This is a genomic window from Bradyrhizobium sp. USDA 4503 (genome assembly GCF_054055815.1).
Genome location: NZ_JBSRXS010000001.1, coordinates 666,562 through 686,811, shown reverse-complemented (window position 1 = coordinate 686,811; position 20,250 = coordinate 666,562). Strand labels below are relative to the sequence as shown.

20 protein-coding genes are annotated in these 20,250 nt (G+C 66.0%); 6 read left to right on the top strand and 14 right to left on the bottom strand.

The features are described from left to right. Positions 1–471: a carboxymuconolactone decarboxylase family protein gene (locus tag ACVMIH_RS03250; protein WP_456860735.1), complete on the bottom strand. Its 471-nt coding sequence runs from the start codon at positions 469–471 to the stop codon at positions 1–3. Beyond that, positions 468–875 (bottom strand): cupin domain-containing protein, encoded by a 408-nt coding sequence (locus ACVMIH_RS03245; protein ID WP_168855733.1) that lies wholly within the window; start codon positions 873–875, stop codon positions 468–470. The genes ACVMIH_RS03250 and ACVMIH_RS03245 overlap by 4 nt, the downstream gene beginning before the upstream one ends. 88 nt (positions 876–963) lie before the next feature. Here ACVMIH_RS03245 and pdxR point away from each other — a divergent pair, with 88 nt between their 5' ends. Then, positions 964–2,418, top strand: coding sequence for a MocR-like pyridoxine biosynthesis transcription factor PdxR (pdxR, locus tag ACVMIH_RS03240; RefSeq protein WP_456860733.1), 1,455 nt, complete (start codon positions 964–966; stop codon positions 2,416–2,418). Here the strand turns inward: pdxR and ACVMIH_RS03235 are convergent. Continuing rightward, positions 2,396–3,223 (bottom strand): SDR family NAD(P)-dependent oxidoreductase, encoded by an 828-nt coding sequence (locus ACVMIH_RS03235; protein ID WP_076826468.1) that lies wholly within the window; start codon positions 3,221–3,223, stop codon positions 2,396–2,398. The two genes, pdxR and ACVMIH_RS03235, sit on opposite strands and share 23 nt — an antisense overlap. 263 nt (positions 3,224–3,486) lie before the next feature. On the opposite strand from ACVMIH_RS03235, the gene ACVMIH_RS03230 reads away from it, so the two are divergent. Together ACVMIH_RS03230 and ACVMIH_RS03225 are read left to right on the top strand one after the other, a co-directional pair. Further along, positions 3,487–3,840, top strand: coding sequence for a hypothetical protein (locus ACVMIH_RS03230; RefSeq protein ID WP_082653787.1), 354 nt, complete (start codon positions 3,487–3,489; stop codon positions 3,838–3,840). Positions 3,841–4,019: 179 nt separating this feature from the next. Then, entirely contained in the window at positions 4,020–4,652 is a 633-nt protein-coding gene (locus ACVMIH_RS03225; RefSeq protein ID WP_057017273.1) for a TerC family protein, read from the top strand. A 63-nt stretch (positions 4,653–4,715) separates the two neighbouring features. Here the strand turns inward: ACVMIH_RS03225 and ACVMIH_RS03220 are convergent, their stop codons facing one another. The 4 genes from ACVMIH_RS03220 to ACVMIH_RS03205 all read right to left on the bottom strand — a co-directional run bounded on the left by ACVMIH_RS03220 (position 4,716) and on the right by ACVMIH_RS03205 (position 9,539). After that, positions 4,716–5,435, bottom strand: a complete 720-nt coding sequence (locus tag ACVMIH_RS03220; RefSeq protein WP_028344569.1) for an RraA family protein — start codon at positions 5,433–5,435, stop codon at positions 4,716–4,718. 404 nt (positions 5,436–5,839) lie between these two features. Then, entirely contained in the window at positions 5,840–6,721 is an 882-nt protein-coding gene (gene pssA, locus ACVMIH_RS03215) for a CDP-diacylglycerol--serine O-phosphatidyltransferase (RefSeq protein ID WP_253587153.1), read from the bottom strand. Between the two features lie 77 nt (positions 6,722–6,798). Further along, entirely contained in the window at positions 6,799–7,497 is a 699-nt protein-coding gene (locus ACVMIH_RS03210) for a phosphatidylserine decarboxylase (RefSeq protein ID WP_016846296.1), read from the bottom strand. 53 nt (positions 7,498–7,550) lie between these two features. After that, positions 7,551–9,539, bottom strand: coding sequence for an ABCB family ABC transporter ATP-binding protein/permease (locus ACVMIH_RS03205; protein ID WP_057017271.1), 1,989 nt, complete (start codon positions 9,537–9,539; stop codon positions 7,551–7,553). 213 nt (positions 9,540–9,752) lie between these two features. Between ACVMIH_RS03205 and ACVMIH_RS03200 the strand changes: the two genes are divergently transcribed. Beyond that, positions 9,753–10,358, top strand: coding sequence for an LOG family protein (locus ACVMIH_RS03200; protein WP_057017305.1), 606 nt, complete (start codon positions 9,753–9,755; stop codon positions 10,356–10,358). Between the two features lie 153 nt (positions 10,359–10,511). Here ACVMIH_RS03200 and ACVMIH_RS03195 read toward each other — a convergent pair whose 3' ends face one another. The 4 genes from ACVMIH_RS03195 to cysS all read right to left on the bottom strand — a co-directional run bounded on the left by ACVMIH_RS03195 (position 10,512) and on the right by cysS (position 14,512). After that, positions 10,512–10,889: a VOC family protein gene (locus ACVMIH_RS03195; protein WP_229192507.1), complete on the bottom strand. Its 378-nt coding sequence runs from the start codon at positions 10,887–10,889 to the stop codon at positions 10,512–10,514. Between the two features lie 109 nt (positions 10,890–10,998). After that, complete coding sequence (gene cimA / locus ACVMIH_RS03190; RefSeq protein WP_456860730.1) at positions 10,999–12,597, bottom strand: citramalate synthase; 1,599 nt, start codon at positions 12,595–12,597, stop codon at positions 10,999–11,001. Next, positions 12,594–13,100, bottom strand: a complete 507-nt coding sequence (locus ACVMIH_RS03185; protein ID WP_057017268.1) for a GNAT family N-acetyltransferase — start codon at positions 13,098–13,100, stop codon at positions 12,594–12,596. Before ACVMIH_RS03185 ends, cimA begins: the two co-directional genes overlap by 4 nt. After that, positions 13,097–14,512: a cysteine--tRNA ligase gene (gene cysS / locus ACVMIH_RS03180; protein WP_057017267.1), complete on the bottom strand. Its 1,416-nt coding sequence runs from the start codon at positions 14,510–14,512 to the stop codon at positions 13,097–13,099. Before cysS ends, ACVMIH_RS03185 begins: the two co-directional genes overlap by 4 nt. Positions 14,513–14,806: 294 nt before the next feature. Here cysS and ACVMIH_RS03175 point away from each other — a divergent pair, with 294 nt between their 5' ends. Next, entirely contained in the window at positions 14,807–15,130 is a 324-nt protein-coding gene (locus tag ACVMIH_RS03175) for a hypothetical protein (RefSeq protein ID WP_057017266.1), read from the top strand. 143 nt (positions 15,131–15,273) lie between these two features. Continuing rightward, entirely contained in the window at positions 15,274–16,440 is a 1,167-nt protein-coding gene (locus tag ACVMIH_RS03170; protein WP_076826456.1) for a DUF2865 domain-containing protein, read from the top strand. A gap of 7 nt (positions 16,441–16,447) precedes the next feature. On the opposite strand, the gene ACVMIH_RS03165 is transcribed toward ACVMIH_RS03170, so the two are convergent. The 3 genes from ACVMIH_RS03165 to ACVMIH_RS03155 all read right to left on the bottom strand — a co-directional run bounded on the left by ACVMIH_RS03165 (position 16,448) and on the right by ACVMIH_RS03155 (position 20,140). Beyond that, positions 16,448–18,199 carry an NAD+ synthase gene (locus ACVMIH_RS03165; RefSeq protein WP_057017264.1) on the bottom strand — a complete coding sequence of 584 codons (1,752 nt, stop codon included), beginning with the start codon at positions 18,197–18,199 and terminating at the stop codon, positions 16,448–16,450. 149 nt (positions 18,200–18,348) lie between these two features. Then, positions 18,349–18,702 (bottom strand): diacylglycerol kinase, encoded by a 354-nt coding sequence (locus ACVMIH_RS03160; protein ID WP_028334253.1) that lies wholly within the window; start codon positions 18,700–18,702, stop codon positions 18,349–18,351. Positions 18,703–18,751: 49 nt separating this feature from the next. Then, on the bottom strand, positions 18,752–20,140 hold the full coding sequence (locus ACVMIH_RS03155; protein WP_028334252.1) for a class II 3-deoxy-7-phosphoheptulonate synthase: 1,389 nt from the start codon (positions 20,138–20,140) through the stop codon (positions 18,752–18,754). Positions 20,141–20,250: the final 110 nt, after the last annotated feature.

Genomic DNA, 20,250 nt, shown 5'->3' with positions numbered 1-20,250 from the left:
TCAAGCCGCCGCAGCGGAATGCTCGACCACAGCCTGCGGCGGGTTGCGGAAGCCGATTGCGATGCGGTTGTAGGTGTTCATCAGGCCGATCGCGATGGTCAGGTCGACCAGTTGCTTCTCGTTGAACACCTCGCGGGCCGCCTGGTAATCGGCATCCGGAATCGCGGTCTCCGCCACGCGGGTGACGGTTTCGGCCCAGGCCAGCGCGGCGCGCTCCTCGGCGTCGAACAGCGCCTCGGCCTCGTGCCAGACCTGCAGCACCGCAAGCTTCTCGACCTTGACGCCCATCTTCAACAGGCTGCGGGTATGCGAGTCCAGGCAATAGGCGCAGCCGTTGATTTGCGATATCCGCAGATAGACCAGTTCGACGAGCTGCGCGGAAAGCCCGCTTTGCGTGATGTAGCCATAGACGCCGCCGAGCGCCTTGATGCCCGCTGGCGCGACCTTGTTGTAGTCGATCCGCATGCTCATTGCTTGTGTCCTTCCTTGTCGAACACAGTCAGCGCCTTGTCGTTGCTGTCGACGACGAACACCGCAAGCAGCTTCGCCGGTTCGGTCGCGCTGGCGTTGCGCCCGAGCACGTGATGCGCGCCGGGCGGCTCGAAGAAGCTGTCGCCGGCCCGATAGACATGCGCGACCTCGCCTTCCAGCTGGCTCTCGATCGCGCCCTGGAGCACGTAGACATAGAGAAACGCCGATTTGGCGTGATGATGCGGCGCCGACGGCTCGCCCGGCGGGAAGTTCACCTCCACCGCGATCAGCGACTTGCCGGGAATGTTCGTGATCATATGCTCGAACTTCGGCGTCACCGATTGCGCCATCGCCGGAGTCGCAAGGGCCGCGCAGGCCAGCAGCGTTGTCATCAAGGTCTTCATCTCGTGCCTCCATTGCTACCGGATAGATGCGGGCACGCATGGCCAAAAAGAAGCACCAAGAATGAACCGAATTGGTGTACCACGGGCCATGTCCAACCCGCTTCCCATCGCGCTCGACCGGTCGGCCAGGACGCCGCTCTCCGAGCAGATCCGCAAGGCGATCGCGGCGGCGATCGACAACGGCGTGCTGGTGCCGGGCGCCCGGCTGCCATCGTGGCTCGACCTTGCCGCGCAGCTCGGCGTTGCGCGCGGCACCGTGCGGGCGGCCTATGACAAGCTGTCGGACGCCCAGCACATCGTGTCGTCGAAGGCGGGCGGCACCACCGTCGCGAGGCGGCCCAGGAAGGCCGCCAAGCCCGATGCGCCGGTCGCTCCCGGATCGGTCGTGGAGATGTTTCGCGATCTGAGCGGTCAGGGACACTTTCGGATGGGCGTCCCCGCGCAGGATAGCCTCCCCGCCAAGCTGCTGGCGCGAATCCGCGCGCGCGCCGTCCGGGCGGAATTGAGCGCGGTGATGCGCTATGTCGATCCACGCGGCGAGCTCGAATTGAGACGCGAGATCGCGGCGCATCTCGCGATCGCGCGCGGGCTCGAATGCTCGCCCGCGCAGATCGTCATCACCTCGGGATTCAGCGGAGGACTCGGCCTCGCGATGCGCGTGCTCGGCCTCGAAGGCCGCCGCGCGTGGATGGAAGACCCGGGATTTCCATTGACGCGAAAGGGCCTCGAGCTCGGCCGGCTGGAGGTCGTCCCGATCCCCGTCGATGCCAACGGCATCGATGTCGAGCACGGTCTCAAGCACGCCCCCGACGCGGCGCTCGCGGTCGTGACCCCGGGCCAGCAGGCGCCGCTCGGCCCGCCGCTGTCGCCGCAACGTCGCGCGCAGCTGCTCGACTGGGCCGCCCAAACCGGAGCCTTCATCATCGAGGACGACTATCTCGGCGAATTGCAGCTCGATGGCCGTGCCGCGCCGGCGCTCGCCTCGCTCGATCGCGCCGGCCGGGTGATCCATCTCGGCTCCTTCAGCAAGACGATCTCGCCGACGCTGCGCCTCGGCTTCCTGGTTGCGCCAGAGCCATTGGCGGCGCAGTTCGCCGATGTCGCGACGTGCCTGGTCCCCGCTCCCGGCCCAGCGGTGCAGCTGTCCACCGCGGAGTTCATGCGCGACGGTCACTACATCCGCCATCTCAGGCGAACCAAGAGGGCCTATTGCGACAACCGCGATGCGCTAACGACGGCGCTACGGAGCTGGAGCAACGACGTGCAGGTTGCCGGCCTCGCCGTCATGCTGACGCTGCCGGACAAGACCGCCGATGTCGAGATCGTCAGGGCACTGCTCGCGCACGGGCTGGCGCCCGCCCCGCTCTCGCCCTGGTATTTCTCACCGAAGCGCGCGCAGCCGGGTCTCTTGCTCGGCATTGCGACGGTGCCGGATCGCGGCGTTCCGGCCGCGTGCAAGCGCCTGTTCGAGGCGATCCGCGCCCAAGGTCGCGTCCAAAGTGCGCCGGTCTCGCGCCGGATCAGGAAGCCCGCAGCCCGGTGAGCGTCAGGCTCAACGCCTTGAGCCGCTTGCGCGCCTCGGCGTCATAGGCCTGGGCATGGGCGCGCGCCTCGCGCTTGCCGTCGAAGAACAGCCCGCTCCGGCCTGCCACATCGTCGTCCTGGACCAGACGCAGGATGGCATCACCGCCCTGCTCGACGGTCGAGATCGGCGTCGCGCCGCTGGCGCGCACCATCGTGGTGTTCATGTAGGTCGCGGGGTGCAGCGAGTTGACGGTCACGCCGGAGCCTTCCAGCTCCGCGGCCAGGTCGATGGTGAACATGATCTGCGACAGCTTGCTCTGCGCATAGGCGCGCGCACCGCTGTAGTTCTTCGTGATCATCACGTCGCCGAAATCGATCGGGTGCTGGCCGAGCGACGCGACATTGACGATGCGCGCCGGCGCGCTCGCCTTGAGCCGCGGCAGCAACAGATGCGCGAGCAGGAAGCCGGCGAGATAGTTGACCGCGAAGCGCAGCTCGTGGCCGTCCTTGCTGGTCTGCCGCGCCGGCCCCTCGTTTTGCGAACCGATGCCCGCGTTGCTGACGAACACATCAAGGCGTTCCTGGTCGTCGAGCACCAGCTGGGCGAACTCGCGGACCTCGGCGAGCGAGGACAGATCGGCCTGGTAGAACATCGGCTCGCGGCCGCTGAGGCGCTTGATCTCGTCGGCGAGCGTCTGCGCCCGCTTGGTATCGCGGCCGTGGATCAGGACCCGGGCGCCAGCAGACGCCAGCTTCATCGCGACGTAGCGGCCGACGCCGTCGGTGGAACCGGTGATCAGCACCGTCTTGCCTGCCATATTCATCGAAATTGCCTTTCGATCGTTCGCCCAGCGCTGTCAGCAAAGATAAAGGCGCCGCACGGACTTTGCCATGGCATGCCACCGCGCTGGCGGTGCCAAAATGGCGTCCAGGATCACCCCCCCCGGGGGCTCGGGCCTTCTCCGGAACCGCATAAGTACATCTTGTCGCGCGGCCGGCGGTCGCGCGGCGCCGCGTCGCGCGTCAAGGAGATCGCGTTCTGATATCCTCGACGTGAACGACAAGTCAGGATCGGTAAAGGACCGGAATGTCCTCGATCATTCCAGACACGATGCTGCGAAAGACTCCCTCTCTGGAGCCGTTCGGCATGCTGCTGTTGTTCGGCGCGCTGACCGCGCTGCCGATCGTCCTGACGCTCCGTCTGGTTGAGCCTGCACTCGTGCTGCCCGTTCTCAGCCTGTTGTTGTTCGTCCAGGCAGCCATTGCTGCGATTGCGGCGCGCGTGATCCACGCGCGCTCAACCGTGGCGAACCTCACGCTGTGGGATTTTGCCGGCGCGTTCACCTTCATGGGGTGCGCAGCGGCGATCCTCGGCGAACCGGATCAGGCGGCGCTGTTCTTCGAGGAAGAAGCAGCAATGCGTCCGGTGTCACGACCGTAATCCCAGGCCGGGCCCCTCTGGCAGCCACAAGCTGCGATGTCGGACTGGAACTCAGTTGGAGTGGCCCTGCTTCGACCCGTGACGCGATAAGTGTCGCGGTGGATTTGCCGTCCGCATGACGGCAAGAGCCGGTTTCGTCGAAAAGGGTCCGCTCCCCGACCTCAAGGGGAACATGACCCATGTCCGAACTATTTTCGCCCGAGTTGTTTTCACTCGACGCCCTCAGCGCATTGCTGCAGGTCGTCGTCATCGACCTCGTGCTGGCCGGTGACAACGCCGTCGTGATCGGCCTTGCCGCGGCCGGCCTGCCGGAGAAGCAGCGCGGCAAGGCGATCCTGATCGGCATCGGTGCCGCGACACTGCTGCGCATCCTGTTCGCGCTGGTCACCACGCAATTGATGCAGATCGTCGGCCTGCTGCTGGCCGGCGGCATCCTGCTATTGTGGGTGTGCTGGAAGATGTGGCGCGAGCTGCGCGCCGACGCGCACGAGACCACGGCCGAACACGCCGATGGCGCAAAGGGCCAGCGCAAGACGCTGTGGCAGGCCACCACGCAGATCATCGTTGCCGACGTCTCGATGTCGCTCGACAACGTGCTGGCGGTCGCGGGTGCGGCGCGCGAGCAGCCGATCGTGCTGGTGTTCGGCCTCGCGCTCTCGATCGCGATGATGGGCGCGGCCGCCTCCTTCATCGCGCGGCTGCTGCAGAACCACCGCTGGATCGCCTATGTCGGCCTCGCCGTGATCCTCTATGTCGCCATCGACATGACGGTTCGCGGGGCGAACGAGATCGCGAAGGTGGCTCCGGCCTGACACCGAAAGCAAAACGGCGGGCCCTCCGGCCCGCCGCTCTGCAAATCGACAACGCGTGCTGCCTCAGTGGATCTCCGCCGAACGCTTCAGCGCGTCCTTCAGCTTCTCCAGTGAGAAATCCTTGCTGCGCGCGATGTCCAGGATCGGGGTCTCGCGGCGGCCGCAGAGTTCGGCGGCCTCGGGCAGCTTCGCCGCGACCTCATAGGGGATCACGATGGCGCCGTGGCTGTCGGCGTGGATCAGATCGTCGGATCGCACCGTCATGCCGGCGACGCGGACCTCGCCGCCAAAGCTCTCGGCATGCACCCAGGCGTGCGACGGGCCGATCGAGCCGGCCAGCGCCTGGAAGCCCGGCGCCCATTGCGGGATGTCGCGGATCGAGCCGTCGGTGATGACGCCGAGGCAGCCGAGCGCCTTGTGCACGTTGCTCTGCACCTCGCCCCAGAACGCACCATAGCCGACGTCCGGGCCGTCGATGTCCTGGATGACAGAGATGCGCGGGCCGAAGCCGGTGCCGACATATTCGTAATATTCGATGCGGCGCTTCGACTGCTCCTCGGCCGAGAGGCCGGATTTCAGCACCGAGCGGATCGTCGTGGTGCGGGCGTAGCCGACCATCGGCGGCAGCGTCGGGAACGGGCAGACCAGCGGCTTCACGGTGTAGCCGATCAGACGGCGCTCCGGCGCGACGATCTCCATCGCGTTGCAGATCGTCGGCGTGTCGTAGCGCGCCAACGCTTCAAGGACGGAAGCAGGAAGCGGGGCGGAAGCGGATGTCGTCACGGCGTTTCTCTCCTGATTTTTGGCGTCAGATCATGATGCGTTTCCAGGGAAACGCATCATGATCTCATTTCTTTGTTTGAGCATGATCTTTTCGGAAAACCGGTCTCCACTTTTCCGGATCATGCTCGAGCGGGCCGTTCTCAGCCTATAGCCGAGATCGCAGGCGAACCCAACCGAGGCACGCTCATGGCTGATATTTGCTGGAATGAAACCACTCTATCACCGTCACCCCCGCGCAACGGCGAAACCGTTGTCGCTGGAAGTGGCCGCTTCTTCAGCGGCCCTCGAAGGGTCGACGGCCCCAATCTCGGAGCCGGGCCGTTCATCCTTCGAGGCTCGCCCGGCGGCGCAATTGCGCCGCAAGGCTCGCACCTCAGGATGACGGTCGACTACCGAGGGCGCACTCAGTGCAGATGCGTCGGACGATCGTCGTGGTCACTCTCCGCGACCGGCGCCGTATAGGGAGCAGCGGCCTGCGCCGCCACCGGCGCGCTTGCAGCCTGCGTCTGCGCTGCAAGCTGGCGCTCTTGGTCGCGGTAGGACTTCCAGCCCCAGGGCAGGCTGATCAGATAGAGCACCGAGCCCGCCGACAGGATGTGCCAAGGATAGCCGATCAGCAGCGCGACGATGAACACCACCGACACGAACACCGGCAGCACCATTTCCGGCGGCACGCGCATCTTCACGGTCTTGCCGGAGAACACCGGCAGCCGCGACACCATCAGGAAGGCGATCAACAGCGTGTAGAACGCCGTCAGCGTCGCCGGCGGCATCGGCACGCCGAGGAAGGCGAGATAGATCGGCAGCAGCACGGTGATCGCACCGGCCGGCGCCGGCACGCCAGTGAAATAGTTGGCGGCAAACGCCGGCTTGTTCGGATCGTCGATCGAGGCATTGAAGCGCGCAAGCCGCAGGCCGCCGGAGATCGCGAACACCATCGCGGCGATCCAGCCGCCATTGTTCAATTCATGCAGCTGCCAGAAATACAGGATCAGGCCCGGCGCGACGCCGAAATTGACGAAGTCGGCGAGGCTGTCGAGTTCGGCGCCGAATTTCGACTGGCCCTTGATCATGCGCGCGACGCGGCCGTCGATGCCGTCGAGGATCGCGGCGAACACGATGGCGGCGACCGCCAGCTCCATCCGCCCTTCCGTCGACAGCCGGATCGCGGTCAGCCCGGCGCAAATCGCCAGCAGCGTGATCATGTTCGGCACCAGCATCCGCACCGGGATCGGGCGGAACCGGCGGCGGCGATACTCGGTGGAATTCGGATCGAATGGCGTCATGGCCTGATGAATATAGCAAGCGCCGTCCGGCTCCGCCATCGCGGCGGGAACCGGCTGATGGGGCTGGCGAAACAGAGTTAATCGGCGCGGTAAGTCCGGCCCGGATCGGCGTTGCGGAAATCCGCCAGAATCGTCTCGCCGGCGACCGCGGTCTGCCCCTCCGAGACCAGCGCCTTGGTGCCCTCGGGCAGATAGACGTCGAGCCGCGAGCCGAAGCGGATCAGGCCGAAGCGCTCGCCGGCGCCGATCGACTGGCCCTCCTTGACGAAGCAGACGATGCGCCGCGCCACGAGGCCTGCGATCTGGACCACGCCAATGCGCCCGTTGGAGGTCGAGATCACGAGCGAATTGCGCTCATTGTCCTCGCTCGCCTTGTCGAGCTCGGCATTGATGAAGGCGCCGGGCCGGTAGGCAATGCGGTCGATGCGGCCGACCACCGGGCTGCGGTTCACATGGCAGTTGAACACGCTCATGAATACCGAGACACGCGGCAGCGGCTTGTCGCCGAGCCCGAGCTCGGCCGGCGGCAGCGCCTGCACCACCATCGAGACGCGGCCGTCGGCCGGCGATACCACGATGCCGTCGCGCAGCGGCGTCACGCGAACCGGATCGCGGAAGAACAGCGCGCACCAGACGGTCAGCAGCGTCCCGATCCAGCCCAGCGGGGTCCAGATCCAGAACAGGATCAGGCTCGCCAGAGCGAAGCCGCCAATGAAGGGATAGCCCTCGGGGTGGATCGGCGGGATCTGCGCGCGGATGGAATTGGCGATCGACATCAGAGCTCGCTTGCGTTTCCCCGCCCCATTTGGCGGGAGAGGCCCTAAATCGACTATTCCGCGGCGGTCGGCAAGGGTTTCTCACCCGCATCAGGGCTGGAATCCTCCGACGTTTCGGTGACCGCCGGCGGCAGCCGATTCGGCGCGGTGCCGTCGTCATCGACCTGGGCGAGCCGTTCGCGGGCCTCCTCGGCCTCGCGTTGCCGGTTCCACATGCTGGCATAGAGGCCGTCGGCGGCCAAAAGCCGCGCGTGGGTGCCGCGCTCGGCGATCCGGCCCTGGTCCAGCACGATGATCTCGTCGGCGCCGACGATGGTCGACAGCCGGTGCGCGATCACCAGCGAGGTGCGGTTGCGCGAGACCCGCTCCAGCGCGCCCTGGATCTCGTGCTCGGTGTGGCTGTCGAGCGCGGAGGTCGCCTCGTCCAGCACCAGGATCGGCGGCGCCTTCAGCACCGTGCGCGCGATCGCAACGCGCTGCTTCTCGCCGCCGGAGAGTTTCAGGCCGCGCTCGCCGACCTGCGTCTCATAGCCCTGCGGCGACATCCGGATGAAGCCGTCGATCTGCGCGAGGCGCGCCGCCTCCTCCACCTCGTCGTCGCCGGCATCCCAGCGGCCATAGCGGATGTTGTAGCGGATGGTGTCGTTGAACAGCACGGTGTCCTGCGGCACCATGCCGATCGCCGAGCGCAGCGAGGCCTGCGTCACGGTCTTGATGTCCTGGCCGTCGATCAGGATGCGGCCGCTCGAGACGTCGTAGAGGCGGAACAGCAGCCGCGAGATCGTCGACTTGCCGGCGCCGGAGGGACCGACGATCGCAACCGTCTTGCCGGCCGGCACCTCGAAGCTCAGGCCCTTGAGGATCGGCCGGTCCGCCTCGTAGGAGAAGCGGACATCCTCGAACCGCACGCTGCCGGATGACACCGCGAGCGGCTTGGCCCCCGGAATGTCCCTCACCTCGGGATCGCGCGCCAGCACGTCGAACATCTTCTCGATGTCGATGATCGCCTGCTTGATCTCGCGATAGACCATGCCCATGAAATTCAGCGGCTGGTAAAGCTGGATCATCATCGAATTGATCAGCACGAAATCGCCGACAGTGTGGGTGCCGTTGCGGATGCCGAACGCGCACATCAGCATGGTCGCGGTCAGCCCCGCGGTGAAGATGATCGCCTGCCCGGTGTTGAGCACGGCGAGCGAGGTGTAGGTCTTGACGCTCGCCTGCTCGTAGCGCTCCATCGAGCGGTCGTAGCGCCGCGCCTCGCGCTCTTCGGCGCCGAAATATTTCACCGTCTCGTAGTTGAGCAGCGAGTCGATCGCCTTGGTGTTCGCCTCGGTGTCGGAATCGTTCATCCTGCGGCGGATCTCGATCCGCCACTCGGTCGCGATATAGGTGAAGTACATGAACACGACGACGGTGAGCAGCACCGCGAGCACGTAGCGCCAGTCGAACTGCCAGAGCAGCACCGCCGCCAGCAGCGCGACCTCGACGATGGTCGGGATCAGCTGCAGGATCACCATCCGCACGATGGTCTCGATGCCGGAGCGGCCGCGCTCCAGCACGCGGGTCAGGCCGCCGGTCTTGCGCTCGAGATGGAAGCGCAGCGACAGTTCGTGCATATGCACGAAGGTGATATAGGCGAGCCGCCGCACCGCATGCATCGCGACGCGGGCGAAGATGCCGTCGCGCCACTGCGTCAGCACCGCCATGACGATGCGCACCGCGCCGTAGCTGATCGTCATCAGCACCGGCGAGGCGATCAGCCATACCACCCAGTTCGAGGCCGCAACCGGCGCCGAGCCGGTGCCGTTCAGCGCATCGATCGCCCATTTGAAGGTGAACGGCACCGACAGCGTGGCGAGCTTGGCGAACAGCAGCAGCACCACCGACCAGATCACGCGCGTCTTCAAATCGGCGCGATCGCCGGGCCAGATGTAGGGCCAGAGATGAACGAGGGTGCCGAGCAGCGTCCCCTTCTCGGCGGCCGGCGGCGTGGCCGTGGGCTGTGCGGCGCCGGTCACACTCTGTTGCGGCGGCACCATCAGGCGCCCGCCCGCGCGGTCACGGCGCGGCGGTCCGCTGCCACATCTTTTCCACGGTTTGCCATTGTGCCCGTCATATAGATCGTTTGAACGCGGCGTACAGGCTTATGACGAAAATTGTTCGCGATTCGCGGGAATTTACGGGATTTTTTGGCCCTCAATCCCCATATGGGAGTCTTGACCCTGTTTACGCTGCAGTGCCACAAGGAACGTATGAACCAAATCAAGACTGTCTGTGTTTATTGCGGCTCCGGCCCCGGTAACAATCCCCGTTTCGTTGAAGCTGCCGTCGCGCTCGGCAAGAGCTTTGCCGAAAGCAACGTGCGCCTGGTCTATGGCGGCGGCTCGATCGGCCTGATGGGCGCGGTCGCGAGATCGACGCTCGATCACGGCGGCTCCGTCACCGGCATCATTCCCGAATTCCTGCGCGCGCGCGAGAACGCGCTGACCTCGGTTCAGGAGATGATCGTCACGCCCGACATGCATGAGCGCAAGCGCCTGATGTTCGAGCGCTCGGATGCGTTCGTCGCGCTGCCGGGCGGCATCGGCACGCTGGAAGAGCTGGTCGAGCAATTGACCTGGCAGCAGCTCGGCCGTCACCACAAGCCGATCCTGCTCGCCAACATCGACAATTTCTGGGAGCCCCTGCTCTCGCTTTTGAACCACATGCGCATGACCGAGTTCATCCGCCCGACGCTGCCGATCAACGTGCTGATGGCCGATCGCATCGACGAGATCCTGCCGCGGCTGCGTTCGGCGGTGGCACGCACGCCCGAGGCCGCGAAGGATCTCGCGCCCGAAGTGGCGCGGCGGCTGTAACTGTTCGCCGCACTTTCGGCTCCATGACCGTCATGCTGAGGAGGCCGCAGAGCGGCCGTCTCGAAGCCTCCGCTGGTGGCCGTGCATCCTTCGAGACGCGCTACGCGCTCCTCAGGATGACGGGTCGAGACAAGTGCTAGCCTGAAATCCTTACTACTCGCTCGGAAACGTCACGGCCTCGATGCGGTTGCCGTCGGGATCGAGGACGAAGGCCGCATAGTAGCGCACGCGGTCGTGCGGGCGCAGGCCCGGAGGACCATCGGAGAGGCCGCCGGACGCCAGCGCGGCGGCGTGAAAGGCATCGACCTCCGCGGTGGTCTTCGCGCGCAGGCAGATATGGGTGCCGCTCTCATGCGGCACCTGCGCCATCGTGGCGCGCAGATTGATCCAGAACTCGGGATAGGCCTTGCCGAAGCCGATCGTCGCCGGCCGCGTGACGAGGCGGCTCAGGCCAAGCGCGGCCAGCGTCGGCTCGTAAAACCGCGCGGCCCGTTCCAGATCGCGGACGCCGACGGAGACGTGGTCGATCATGGATACTCCCTCCCCGTTGTCATTCCGGGATGGTCCGAAGGACCAGACCCGGAATCTCGGGATTCCGGGTTCGCTGCTTCGCATCGCCCCGGAATGACGGCTCAATCACTCACGCCTGCGCGCCTGACTTCACCAGCTTGTAGAACACCGAATCCATCAGCGCCTGGAACGAGGCGTCGATGATGTTGGGCGAGACGCCGACCGTGGTCCAGCTCTCGCCGGTCTCGTCCTCGCTTTCGATCAGAACGCGCGTGACCGCCTCGGTGCCGCCATTGAGGATACGCACGCGGTAGTCGATCAGCTTCAGGCCATCGATATATTTCTGGTATTTTCCGAGGTCCTTGCGCAGCGCGACGTCGAGCGCGTTGACCGGGCCGTTGCCTTCGGCGGCCGAGATCAGCCGCTCGCCGTCGACATCGACCTTCACCACCGCGAGCGCCACGGTGACGCGCTGGCCGTTAGCGTTGTAGCGCTGCTCGACATTGACGTCGAACTGCTCGACCTTGAAATATTCCGGCACCTTGCCGAGCGTGCGGCGCGCCAAGAGATCGAACGACGCGTTGGCTGATTCATAGGCGAAGCCCGCGGCCTCGCGCTCCTTCAATTCCTCGACCAGCCGCGTCAGCCGCGGATCGCTCTTGTCATAGGCGATGCCGGCACGGTCGAGCTCGGCCATCACGTTGGAGCGGCCGGCCTGATCGGACACCAGCACCTTGCGGTGATTGCCGACGGAATCCGGCAGCACGTGCTCATAGGTCTGCGGATCCTTCATGACAGCCGAGGCATGGATGCCGGTCTTGGTGACGAATGCGCTTTCGCCGACATAGGCCGCATGGCGGTTGGGCGCGCGGTTCAGCATGTCGTCGAGCGTGCGCGACACCTTCATCAGCGTCGCCAGCTTCTCCGTGGTGACGCCGATCTCGAACCTGTCGGCAAACTCCTGCTTCAGCTTCAAGGTCGGGATCAGTGAGCAGAGGTTGGCGTTGCCGCAGCGCTCGCCGAGGCCGTTGAGCGTGCCCTGGATCTGCCGCGCGCCGGCCCGCACCGCGGCGAGCGAATTCGCCACCGCCTGCTCGGTGTCGTTATGGGCGTGGATGCCGAGATGGGCGCCGGGCACCTGCTTGATGACTTCGCCGACGATGGTCTCGATCTCATGCGGCATGGTGCCGCCATTGGTGTCGCACAGCACCACCCAGCGGGCGCCGGCCTGATAGGCCGCCTTGGCGCAGGCGAGCGCGTAGTCGCGGTTCTCCTTGTAGCCGTCGAAGAAATGCTCGCAGTCGACCATCACCTCGCGGCCGAGCGCCTTCGCGGCCGCGACGCTATCGCGGATCGAGGCGAGGTTCTCCTCATTCGTGGTCTCGAGCGCGACGCGGACCTGGTAGGCGGAGGATTTCGCGACGAAGCAGATCGCGTCCGCCTTGGCCTCGAGGATGCCGGCAAGCCCGAGATCGTTCGACGCCGAGCGGCCCGGCCGCCGCGTCATGCCGAAGGCGGTGAAGCGTGCGTGGTCGAACGCAGGCTTCTTGCTGAAGAACTCGGTGTCGGTCGGATTGGCGCCGGGATAGCCGCCCTCGACATAGTCGATGCCGAGCGCGTCGAGCATGCCTGATATCACGTGCTTGTCCTGCAGGGTGAAGTCGACGCCATTGGTCTGCGCGCCGTCGCGCAGCGTGGTGTCGAACAGATAGAGGCGCTCGCGGCTCACGCGTGGCCTCCCGGGGTCGCGACACCATCGAGCTGCTTCTGCATCGTGGTGTTGGCGAGCCACTCGTCGTTGATAGTGACCGAGTTGCGCTGCTGGGCGACGTAGCCGCGCTTGCGGAAGAATTCCAGCGCGGTGTCGCTGGCATCGACCTTCAGGGTCTTGGTACCGCGGGCGCTCGCGATTTTCTCCAGCGCATCGCACAGCGCGCTGCCGACACCCTGCCCGACCGCGCTCGGATGCACATAGAGCATGTCGATGAGATCGGCGCCCTTCAGCGAGGCGAAACCGACCGGGGCGCCCTGCAAGGTCGCGATCAGCGTGAGCTGGCCGGCGAGCTTCTTGCCGAAGGCCGCCTCGTCGTCGGCGGCCATCGCCCAGGCTTCCTGCTGCGCCTCGCTGTAGTCGTCGCCGGTCAGGTCCATGATCGAGGCCGCGAAGATCGTCGCCAGCAGCGGCCCGTCGTCGGGCAGATACGGGCGCAAGGCGGGCGCGGAGCGGCTCATCGCGCGACCTCCCAGGTGGTGATCGGCTTTCCTTCGGCATCCTTTCCGTCCTTGATCGCCACGCCCATCGCGGCGAGCTGATCGCGGATCCGATCCGACTCCTTGAAGTCCTTGCGGGCCCGCGCCGCGGTGCGCTCGGTGATCAGTGCTTCCACCGCGGCGGCATCGACACCGCTCGCCTGCTGCTTGCGGGCCTCCCACGCGGCCGCGCTCTCCGACAGGAAGCCGAGCAGCCGGAGCGAGCCGGCAAACTCCCTGCGGCTCTGTTCGCTGCTCGACGCTGCACCGCGCAGGCCGTGCAGCACGGCCATCGCCTGCGCCGTATTGAGGTCGTCGTAGAGCGCCTCGACCATCGCCGGCGACGGCGCGCCGGGATCGGCGTCGGCCGCGACCGCGTACCAGTCGTCGAGTGTCTTCGCGGCCTCCTCGGTGGCCTTGGCGGTCCAGTCGAGCGGCGAACGATAATGCGTCTTCAGCATGGCAAGCCGCAGCACCTCGCCGGGCCAATCGGCCAACAGATCGCGGATCGTGAAGAAGTTGCCGAGCGACTTCGACATCTTCTCGCTTTCGATCTGCAGGAAACCGTTGTGCATCCAGACATTGGCCATGCGGTCGGAGTGGAACGCGCAGCAGGTCTGGGCGAGCTCGTTCTCATGGTGCGGGAACACCAGGTCGATGCCGCCGCCATGAATGTCGAACTTCTCGCCGAGATGCTTCCAGGCCATTGCCGAGCACTCGATGTGCCAGCCGGGGCGGCCCTCGACCTTGATGCCTGCGGGCGACGGCCATGACGGCTCGCCCGGCTTCGACGGCTTCCACAGCACGAAATCGGTGTTGTCGCGCTTGTAGGGCGCGACATCGACGCGGGCGCCGGCGATCATCTCGTCGAGCGAACGCTTCGACAGCGCGCCGTAACGCGGCAACATCGAGTTGGCCGCGTTCATCGCCTGCGGCGAGAACAGCACGTGATCCTCGGCGACATAGGCAAAGCCGCCGGCAACCAGCTTCTCGATGATGGCGCGCATCTCCGGGATGTGCTCGGTCGCGCGCGGCTGCACGGTCGGCGGCAAGCAGCCGAGCGCCGTGACGTCGTCCTGATACTGCTGATAGGTCTGCTCGGTGACCTTGCGGATCGCCTCGTTCAGCGGCACGCCGGGATAATCCCGCGCGGCGCGGACGTTGATCTTGTCGTCGACGTCGGTGACGTTGCGGACATAGGTCACGTGATCGGCGCCATAGCGATGGCGCAGCACGCGAAACAGCACGTCGAAAACGATGGCGGCGCGGCCGTTGCCGATATGGGCGAAGTCGTAGACCGTCGGTCCGCAGGCATACATGCGGACGTTGTCGGCATCGAGCGGCACAAACGGCCGCTTCTCCCGGGTCAGCGTATCGTAGAGGCGCAAATCCATGGAAACCGTTCCCTTGCGGCCGGGCGGTCCAATGCTCTCATGTGTTGAGAAAAGACGGCCTCAGCCAGCGAATCGCTAGCTCATAATCTCGCGGCAAATGCTGCAGATGGCGAGGTGGCCGTTCATGGTTCCACCATGTCTCACGGCCCCATTATTGCGTCAAGGGGCTGTTTTCGGGCGGTTAGCCACCCGCTCCGCACCGAAATCACGTCAACGCCCTCATGGTTAATCATTATTAAGGATTTGGGCGTATCCGGTCGCTTGCGGATTCCCCGCCATTTTCACTGGTGCACCATGCGGCCTGTTTCAGCATTGATTGCCTGCACGCTCTTTGTTGCTCCGTCCTTCCTTGTTTCCTCGGCCGCGCTGGCCGACAGCCGCGTCTTCATCGTCGCCAACCAGGCCGACGGCTACGGCATCGACCAGTGCCTCGCCCGCGGCGATCGCTGCGGTGCCTCCGCCGCCCGCGCCTATTGCCGGTCACGCGATTTTGCGCAGGCCACCAATTACCGCCGCGTCGATCCCGACGAGATCACCGGTGCGGTTCCGCACGCCGCGAATGAAAAATGCAACGGCAACAGCTGTGGTGAATTCGTCGCCATCACCTGCCAGCGCTGAGCCAAGCCGCTGGCCAGACGGGGTTATTGCCACACCGGCGCCCCGGAAACGACGTGACGCTGCCCCGAGAAACGGCTATTGCAGCGGCCTTGCCCGCGCGCTTTGGCGTTGATCGCCGCGCGGCGTCGTTTTAATGGCCGGATATGCCCAATAGCTCCCGTTCTCGCTTCTCCCGCTGGTTTCTGAGTTGCGCCGTGCTGGCCGGCATGTCCCTGCCCGCCACGCATGCCCTGGCGCAAGTGCCGCCCGGCCCGCCCGGTCCGGCTCCGCAAGGCGCGCCACAGCCCAATCCGCAGGCCAATCCGATGTGCGGCCGGCTCGAAGGCCAGCTGGCGGCGATCGACCGCGGCGGCGGCTCCGGCGACCCGGCCAAGGACGAGCAGATCCGCCGCTACCAGGACGCGGCAACCCGGCAGCAGGGTGAGCTCGATCGCGTGACGGCGCAGGCCCGGCGCATGGGCTGCGACAGCTCCGGGTTCTTCTCGCTCTTCAACAACAATTCGGCGCAGTGCGGTCCGGTCAACACCCAGATCCAGCAGATGCGCGCCAATCTCGACCAGATCACCGCCAATCTCGAGCGGCTGCGCTCCGGCGGGCTCGGCGGCGCCGACCGCGAGAACCAGCGCCGCTCGGTCCTGACCGCGCTGGCGCAGAATAATTGCGGCCCGCAATATGCCGCGGCCGCGCGTGGCCCCGGCAACTTCCTCGAGAACCTGTTCGGCGGCGGTGGCGGCGGCAATCCCAACAATCCGCTGCCCCCGCCCGATGCGCAGTATGGCGCCCAGTCCGGGACCTTCCGCACCGTCTGCGTCCGCACCTGCGACGGCGCCTATTTCCCGATCTCGTTCGCGACCGTGCAGGCGCGCTTCGCCGCCGACGAGCAGATCTGCAAGGCGCAGTGCCCTGCCGCGGATGCCAGCCTGTTCACCTACCGAAATCCCGGCGAGGACATCAACCAGGCGGTCTCGATCAGCGGCGTGTCCTACTCGTCGCTGCCGAACGCCTTCAAGTACCGCACCGAGTTCAATCCGTCCTGCTCCTGCAAGCCGGCCGGCCAGAGCTGGGCCGAGGCGCTGAAGGCGGTCGACGACAAGGCGTCCGCCGAGCAGCAGGGTGACATCATCGTCACCGAGGAGAGCGCGCGGAAGATGCAGCAGCGCGCCCAGACCAAGGCCGCCGCCGGCAAGAAGGGCGCGCCCGCAGCCGCAGCTCAACAGCAGCCCGCCGCCGCTGACGCCGCGGCACCGGCCGCGCCGGCGAGCGACGGCCAGATCCGCACCGTCGGCCCGACCTTCATTCCCAAGCGGTAAGAAGAGTTCAGCCCTCGAACGCTTCCGCCGACGCGCGCGAGGTGCGCGCCACCAGCGTCTCGTCGGGCGCCGGCAGCGCCTTGCCGAAATCGCGGAAGCGGTTGGTGATGGGATAGCGGCGGTCGCGGCCGAAGTTCTTCCGCGTCACCTTCACCCCCGGCGCCGCCTGCCGCCGCTTGTATTCGGCGATGTTGAGCAGGCGATCGACCCGGGCCACCACGTCGCGGTCGAAGCCGGCTTCGATGATGGTCGCCAGCGGCTCCTCGCGCTCCACCAGCCGCTCGAGGATCGCGTCCAGCACGTCGTAGGGCGGCAGCGAATCCTGGTCGGTCTGGTTCTCGCGCAACTCGGCGGTCGGCGGCCGGATGATGATGTTGACCGGGATCACCTCGCCTGACGGCCCGAGCGCGCCGTCCGGCTTCCAGCCATTGCGCAGGCTCGACAGGCGAAACACCTCGGTCTTGTAGATGTCCTTGATCGGATTGAAGCCGCCGTTCATGTCGCCGTACAGCGTGGCGTAGCCGACCGACATCTCCGACTTGTTGCCGGTGGTCACCACCATGGCGCCGGTCTTGTTGGAGATCGCCATCAACAGCGTGCCGCGGGCGCGCGCCTGCAAATTCTCCTCGGTGATGTCGCGGTCCAGCCCCTTGAACACCGGCGCCAGAATCGTCTCGAAGCCGTTCACGGCATCGGCGATCGGCAGGATCTCGTAGCGGATGCCGAGCGCCGCGGCGAGCTTGGCGGCATCGTCGAGCGACACCTGCGCGGTGTAGCGGAACGGCAGCATCACGCCGCGCACCTTGTCGGCGCCGAGCGCATCGACCGCGATCGCCGCGCACAGCGCCGAGTCGATGCCGCCGGAGACGCCGAGCAGCACGCCGGGAAAACCGTTCTTGCGGACATAGTCGCGCAGACCGAGCACGCAGGCCGCGTAATCGGCCTTGTCGCCCTCGAGCTGCGCCGTGATCGGCCCGTTGCAGCGCCAGCCGTCGGCGGTCTTGCGCCAGGTCAGCGTCGTGATGTTCTCCTCGAACGCCGGAAGCTGCGCCGCGACGGAAAGATCGGCATTCAGCGCGAACGAGGCGCCGTCGAAGATCAGCTCGTCCTGGCCGCCGACCTCGTTGAGATAGACCAGCGGCAGCCCGCTCTCAGTGACGCGCGCGACGACGATCGACAGCCTGAGGTCGGCCTTGTCGCGGGCATAGGGCGAGCCGTTCGGCACCACGAGAATCTCGGCGCCGGTCTCGGCGAGACATTCGACGACGTTCTCGTATTCTTCGGACTCCTCGAGCCAGATGTCCTCGCAGATCGGCACGCCGATACGCACGCCGCGCACCGTCACCGGGCCCGGCGCCGGGCCGCGCGCGAACAGCCGCTTCTCGTCGAACACGCCGTAATTCGGCAGATTGGCCTTGAAGCGCAGCGCGGCGATGCGGCCGCCGTCGAGCAGCGCGCAGGCATTGTAGAGCTTGCCGTCCTCGACCCACGGCGTGCCGATCAGCATCGCTGGGCCACCATCCCTGGTCTCGCGCGCCAGTTCCTCGATCGCGGCGCGGCAGGCCGACTGGAACGCCGGCTTGAGCACCAGATCCTCCGGCGGGTAGCCGGCGATGAACAGTTCCGACAGCACCACGAGGTCGGCGCCGTCGGCCTTGGCTTTCTCGCGCGCGGCGCGCGCCCTCGCGGCGTTGCCGGTGACGTCACCGACCGTCGGATTGAGTTGCGCCAGGGTAATCTTGATCTGTTGTTCGCTCATACGCTTAAGTTGTCCTGCACAACAGCAAACTTCAATCATCTTCCAGTCATGGTGCGATTGCAGAAATCACGCCATGACCGGCGGGAGCTTCTTTTGAGCATGATCTGATCGGAAAACCGGTTCCCACGTTTCCGGATCATGCTCGGGAATCAGAACGCGCCCATGCGTTCGGCGAGGGCGAACAGCCAGAACAGCCCGGCCATGACGAGCGCGACGCCGACCGCGGCCGAGCCCATGTCCTTGACCCGCCCGATCTGCGGATCGTGATCCATGGTCAGGCGATCGGCTAGCTTCTCGATCGCGGTGTTGAGCAGCTCGATGACGAGCACCAGCACCACGGTCGCAACCAATTCGACCCGGCGCATCACGGTGGCGCCGACCAGCCAGGCCAGCGGCAGCGACAGCGCCAGCGCCACCACCTCCTCGCGAATCGCCTGCTCCGAGCGAATGGCGAATGCCAGCCCGTTGCGCGAGTTGATGGTGGCTCGCCAGAACCTCAGCAAGTCACGGCCCCCAAGTCCAAGTCACTGCCTGCCCAAGCCACAGCCCCAATCACAACCCCGCAGCGGCCGGCATCGGCTTGACTTTGCCGGCGCGCTCCTGCTTCAGGAGTTCGGCGATCAGGAAGGCCATGTCGATCGACTGTTCGGCATTAAGACGGGGATCGCAGACCGTGTGGTAGCGGTCGTTGAGGTCCTCATCGGTGATGGCGCGCGCGCCGCCGATGCATTCGGTGACGTCCTGTCCGGTCATCTCCAGGTGCACGCCGCCGGCATGGGTGCCTTCGGCAGCGTGGATCTGGAAGAACGACCTCACCTCCGACAGCACGCGATCGAACGGCCGCGTCTTGTAGCCCGAGGTCGAGGTGATGGTGTTGCCGTGCATCGGATCGCACGACCACACCACCTTGCGCCCTTCCCGCTGCACGGCGCGGATCAGGCCTGGCAGATGGTCGCCGACCTTGTCGGCGCCGAACCGGTTGATCAGGGTCAGGCGCCCCGGCTCATCGTCGGGATTGAGGATGTCGATCAGCTTCAACAGTTCGTCCGGCTTCAGCGACGGGCCGCATTTCAGGCCGATCGGGTTCTTGATGCCGCGGAAATATTCGACATGGCCGTGATCGAGCTGACGGGTTCGGTCGCCGATCCAGATCATGTGGCCGGAGGTCGCGTACCAGTCGCCGGTGGTGGAATCGACCCGCGTCATCGCCTGCTCGTAGCCGAGCAGCAGCGCCTCGTGGCTGGTGTAGAAATCGGTGGCGCGCAGCTCGGGATGGCTCTCGAGGTCGAGGCCGCAGGCGCGCATGAAGTTCAGCGCATCCGAGATACGGTCGGCCAGCTCCTTGTAGCGGCGTGATTGCGGCGAATCCTTCAGGAAGCCGAGCATCCACTGATGCACGCTGCCGAGATTGGCGAAACCACCGGTGGCGAACGCGCGCAGCAGGTTCAGCGTCGCGGCGGATTGCCGATAAGCCATCAGCTGGCGCTGCGGATCGGGAATGCGCGCTTCCGGGGTGAAGGCGATGTCGTTGACGATGTCGCCGCGATAGCTCGGCAGCTCGACGTCGCCCTGCTTCTCGGTCGGCGACGAGCGCGGCTTGGCGAACTGGCCGGCGATCCGGCCGACCTTCACCACCGGCAGCGCGCCAGCATAGGTCAGCACGACCGCCATCTGCAACAGGACGCGGAAGAAGTCGCGGATGTTGTTGGCGCCGTGCTCGGCAAAGCTCTCGGCGCAGTCGCCGCCCTGCAGCAGGAAGGCCTCGCCGGCGGCGACCCGCCCCAGCGCCTTCTTCAGGCTACGCGCCTCGCCCGCGAACACCAGCGGCGGAAAAGTCGCCAGCTGGGCCTCGACATCGGCCAATGCCTTGGCATCGGGATAATCGGGCACCTGCAGCACCTTCTTGGCGCGCCAGCTATCGGGTGTCCACCGCTCGGACATGAGGTCAACTCCTGAGCAAAAACCGCAACTTAATCACGGCATGACGAAAGCCCGGCTTATACACAGGGCCCCGCTTTCCCGCTAGAAGGATTCCTGCAATCTGGTCAAGC

Coding starts and splice junctions, on each gene's coding strand:
- ACVMIH_RS03235 (WP_076826468.1), bottom strand. CDS start 3,223: ATGAATATGGCAGGCAAGACGGTGCTGATCACCGGTTCCACCGACGGC.
- ACVMIH_RS03210 (WP_016846296.1), bottom strand. CDS start 7,497: ATGTCGATCGCCAATTCCATCCGCGCGCAGATCCCGCCGATCCACCCC.
- ACVMIH_RS03165 (WP_057017264.1), bottom strand. CDS start 18,199: ATGAGCGAACAACAGATCAAGATTACCCTGGCGCAACTCAATCCGACG.
- ACVMIH_RS03205 (WP_057017271.1), bottom strand. CDS start 9,539: ATGGTGCCGCCGCAACAGAGTGTGACCGGCGCCGCACAGCCCACGGCC.
- ACVMIH_RS03200 (WP_057017305.1), top strand. CDS start 9,753: ATGAACCAAATCAAGACTGTCTGTGTTTATTGCGGCTCCGGCCCCGGT.
- ACVMIH_RS03245 (WP_168855733.1), bottom strand. CDS start 875: ATGAAGACCTTGATGACAACGCTGCTGGCCTGCGCGGCCCTTGCGACT.
- ACVMIH_RS03185 (WP_057017268.1), bottom strand. CDS start 13,100: ATGAGCCGCTCCGCGCCCGCCTTGCGCCCGTATCTGCCCGACGACGGG.
- ACVMIH_RS03195 (WP_229192507.1), bottom strand. CDS start 10,889: ATGATCGACCACGTCTCCGTCGGCGTCCGCGATCTGGAACGGGCCGCG.
- pssA (WP_253587153.1), bottom strand. CDS start 6,721: ATGACGCCATTCGATCCGAATTCCACCGAGTATCGCCGCCGCCGGTTC.
- ACVMIH_RS03225 (WP_057017273.1), top strand. CDS start 4,020: ATGTCCGAACTATTTTCGCCCGAGTTGTTTTCACTCGACGCCCTCAGC.
- ACVMIH_RS03230 (WP_082653787.1), top strand. CDS start 3,487: ATGTCCTCGATCATTCCAGACACGATGCTGCGAAAGACTCCCTCTCTG.
- cysS (WP_057017267.1), bottom strand. CDS start 14,512: ATGGATTTGCGCCTCTACGATACGCTGACCCGGGAGAAGCGGCCGTTT.
- ACVMIH_RS03250 (WP_456860735.1), bottom strand. CDS start 471: ATGAGCATGCGGATCGACTACAACAAGGTCGCGCCAGCGGGCATCAAG.
- ACVMIH_RS03175 (WP_057017266.1), top strand. CDS start 14,807: ATGCGGCCTGTTTCAGCATTGATTGCCTGCACGCTCTTTGTTGCTCCG.
- ACVMIH_RS03155 (WP_028334252.1), bottom strand. CDS start 20,140: ATGTCCGAGCGGTGGACACCCGATAGCTGGCGCGCCAAGAAGGTGCTG.
- pdxR (WP_456860733.1), top strand. CDS start 964: ATGTCCAACCCGCTTCCCATCGCGCTCGACCGGTCGGCCAGGACGCCG.
- ACVMIH_RS03170 (WP_076826456.1), top strand. CDS start 15,274: ATGCCCAATAGCTCCCGTTCTCGCTTCTCCCGCTGGTTTCTGAGTTGC.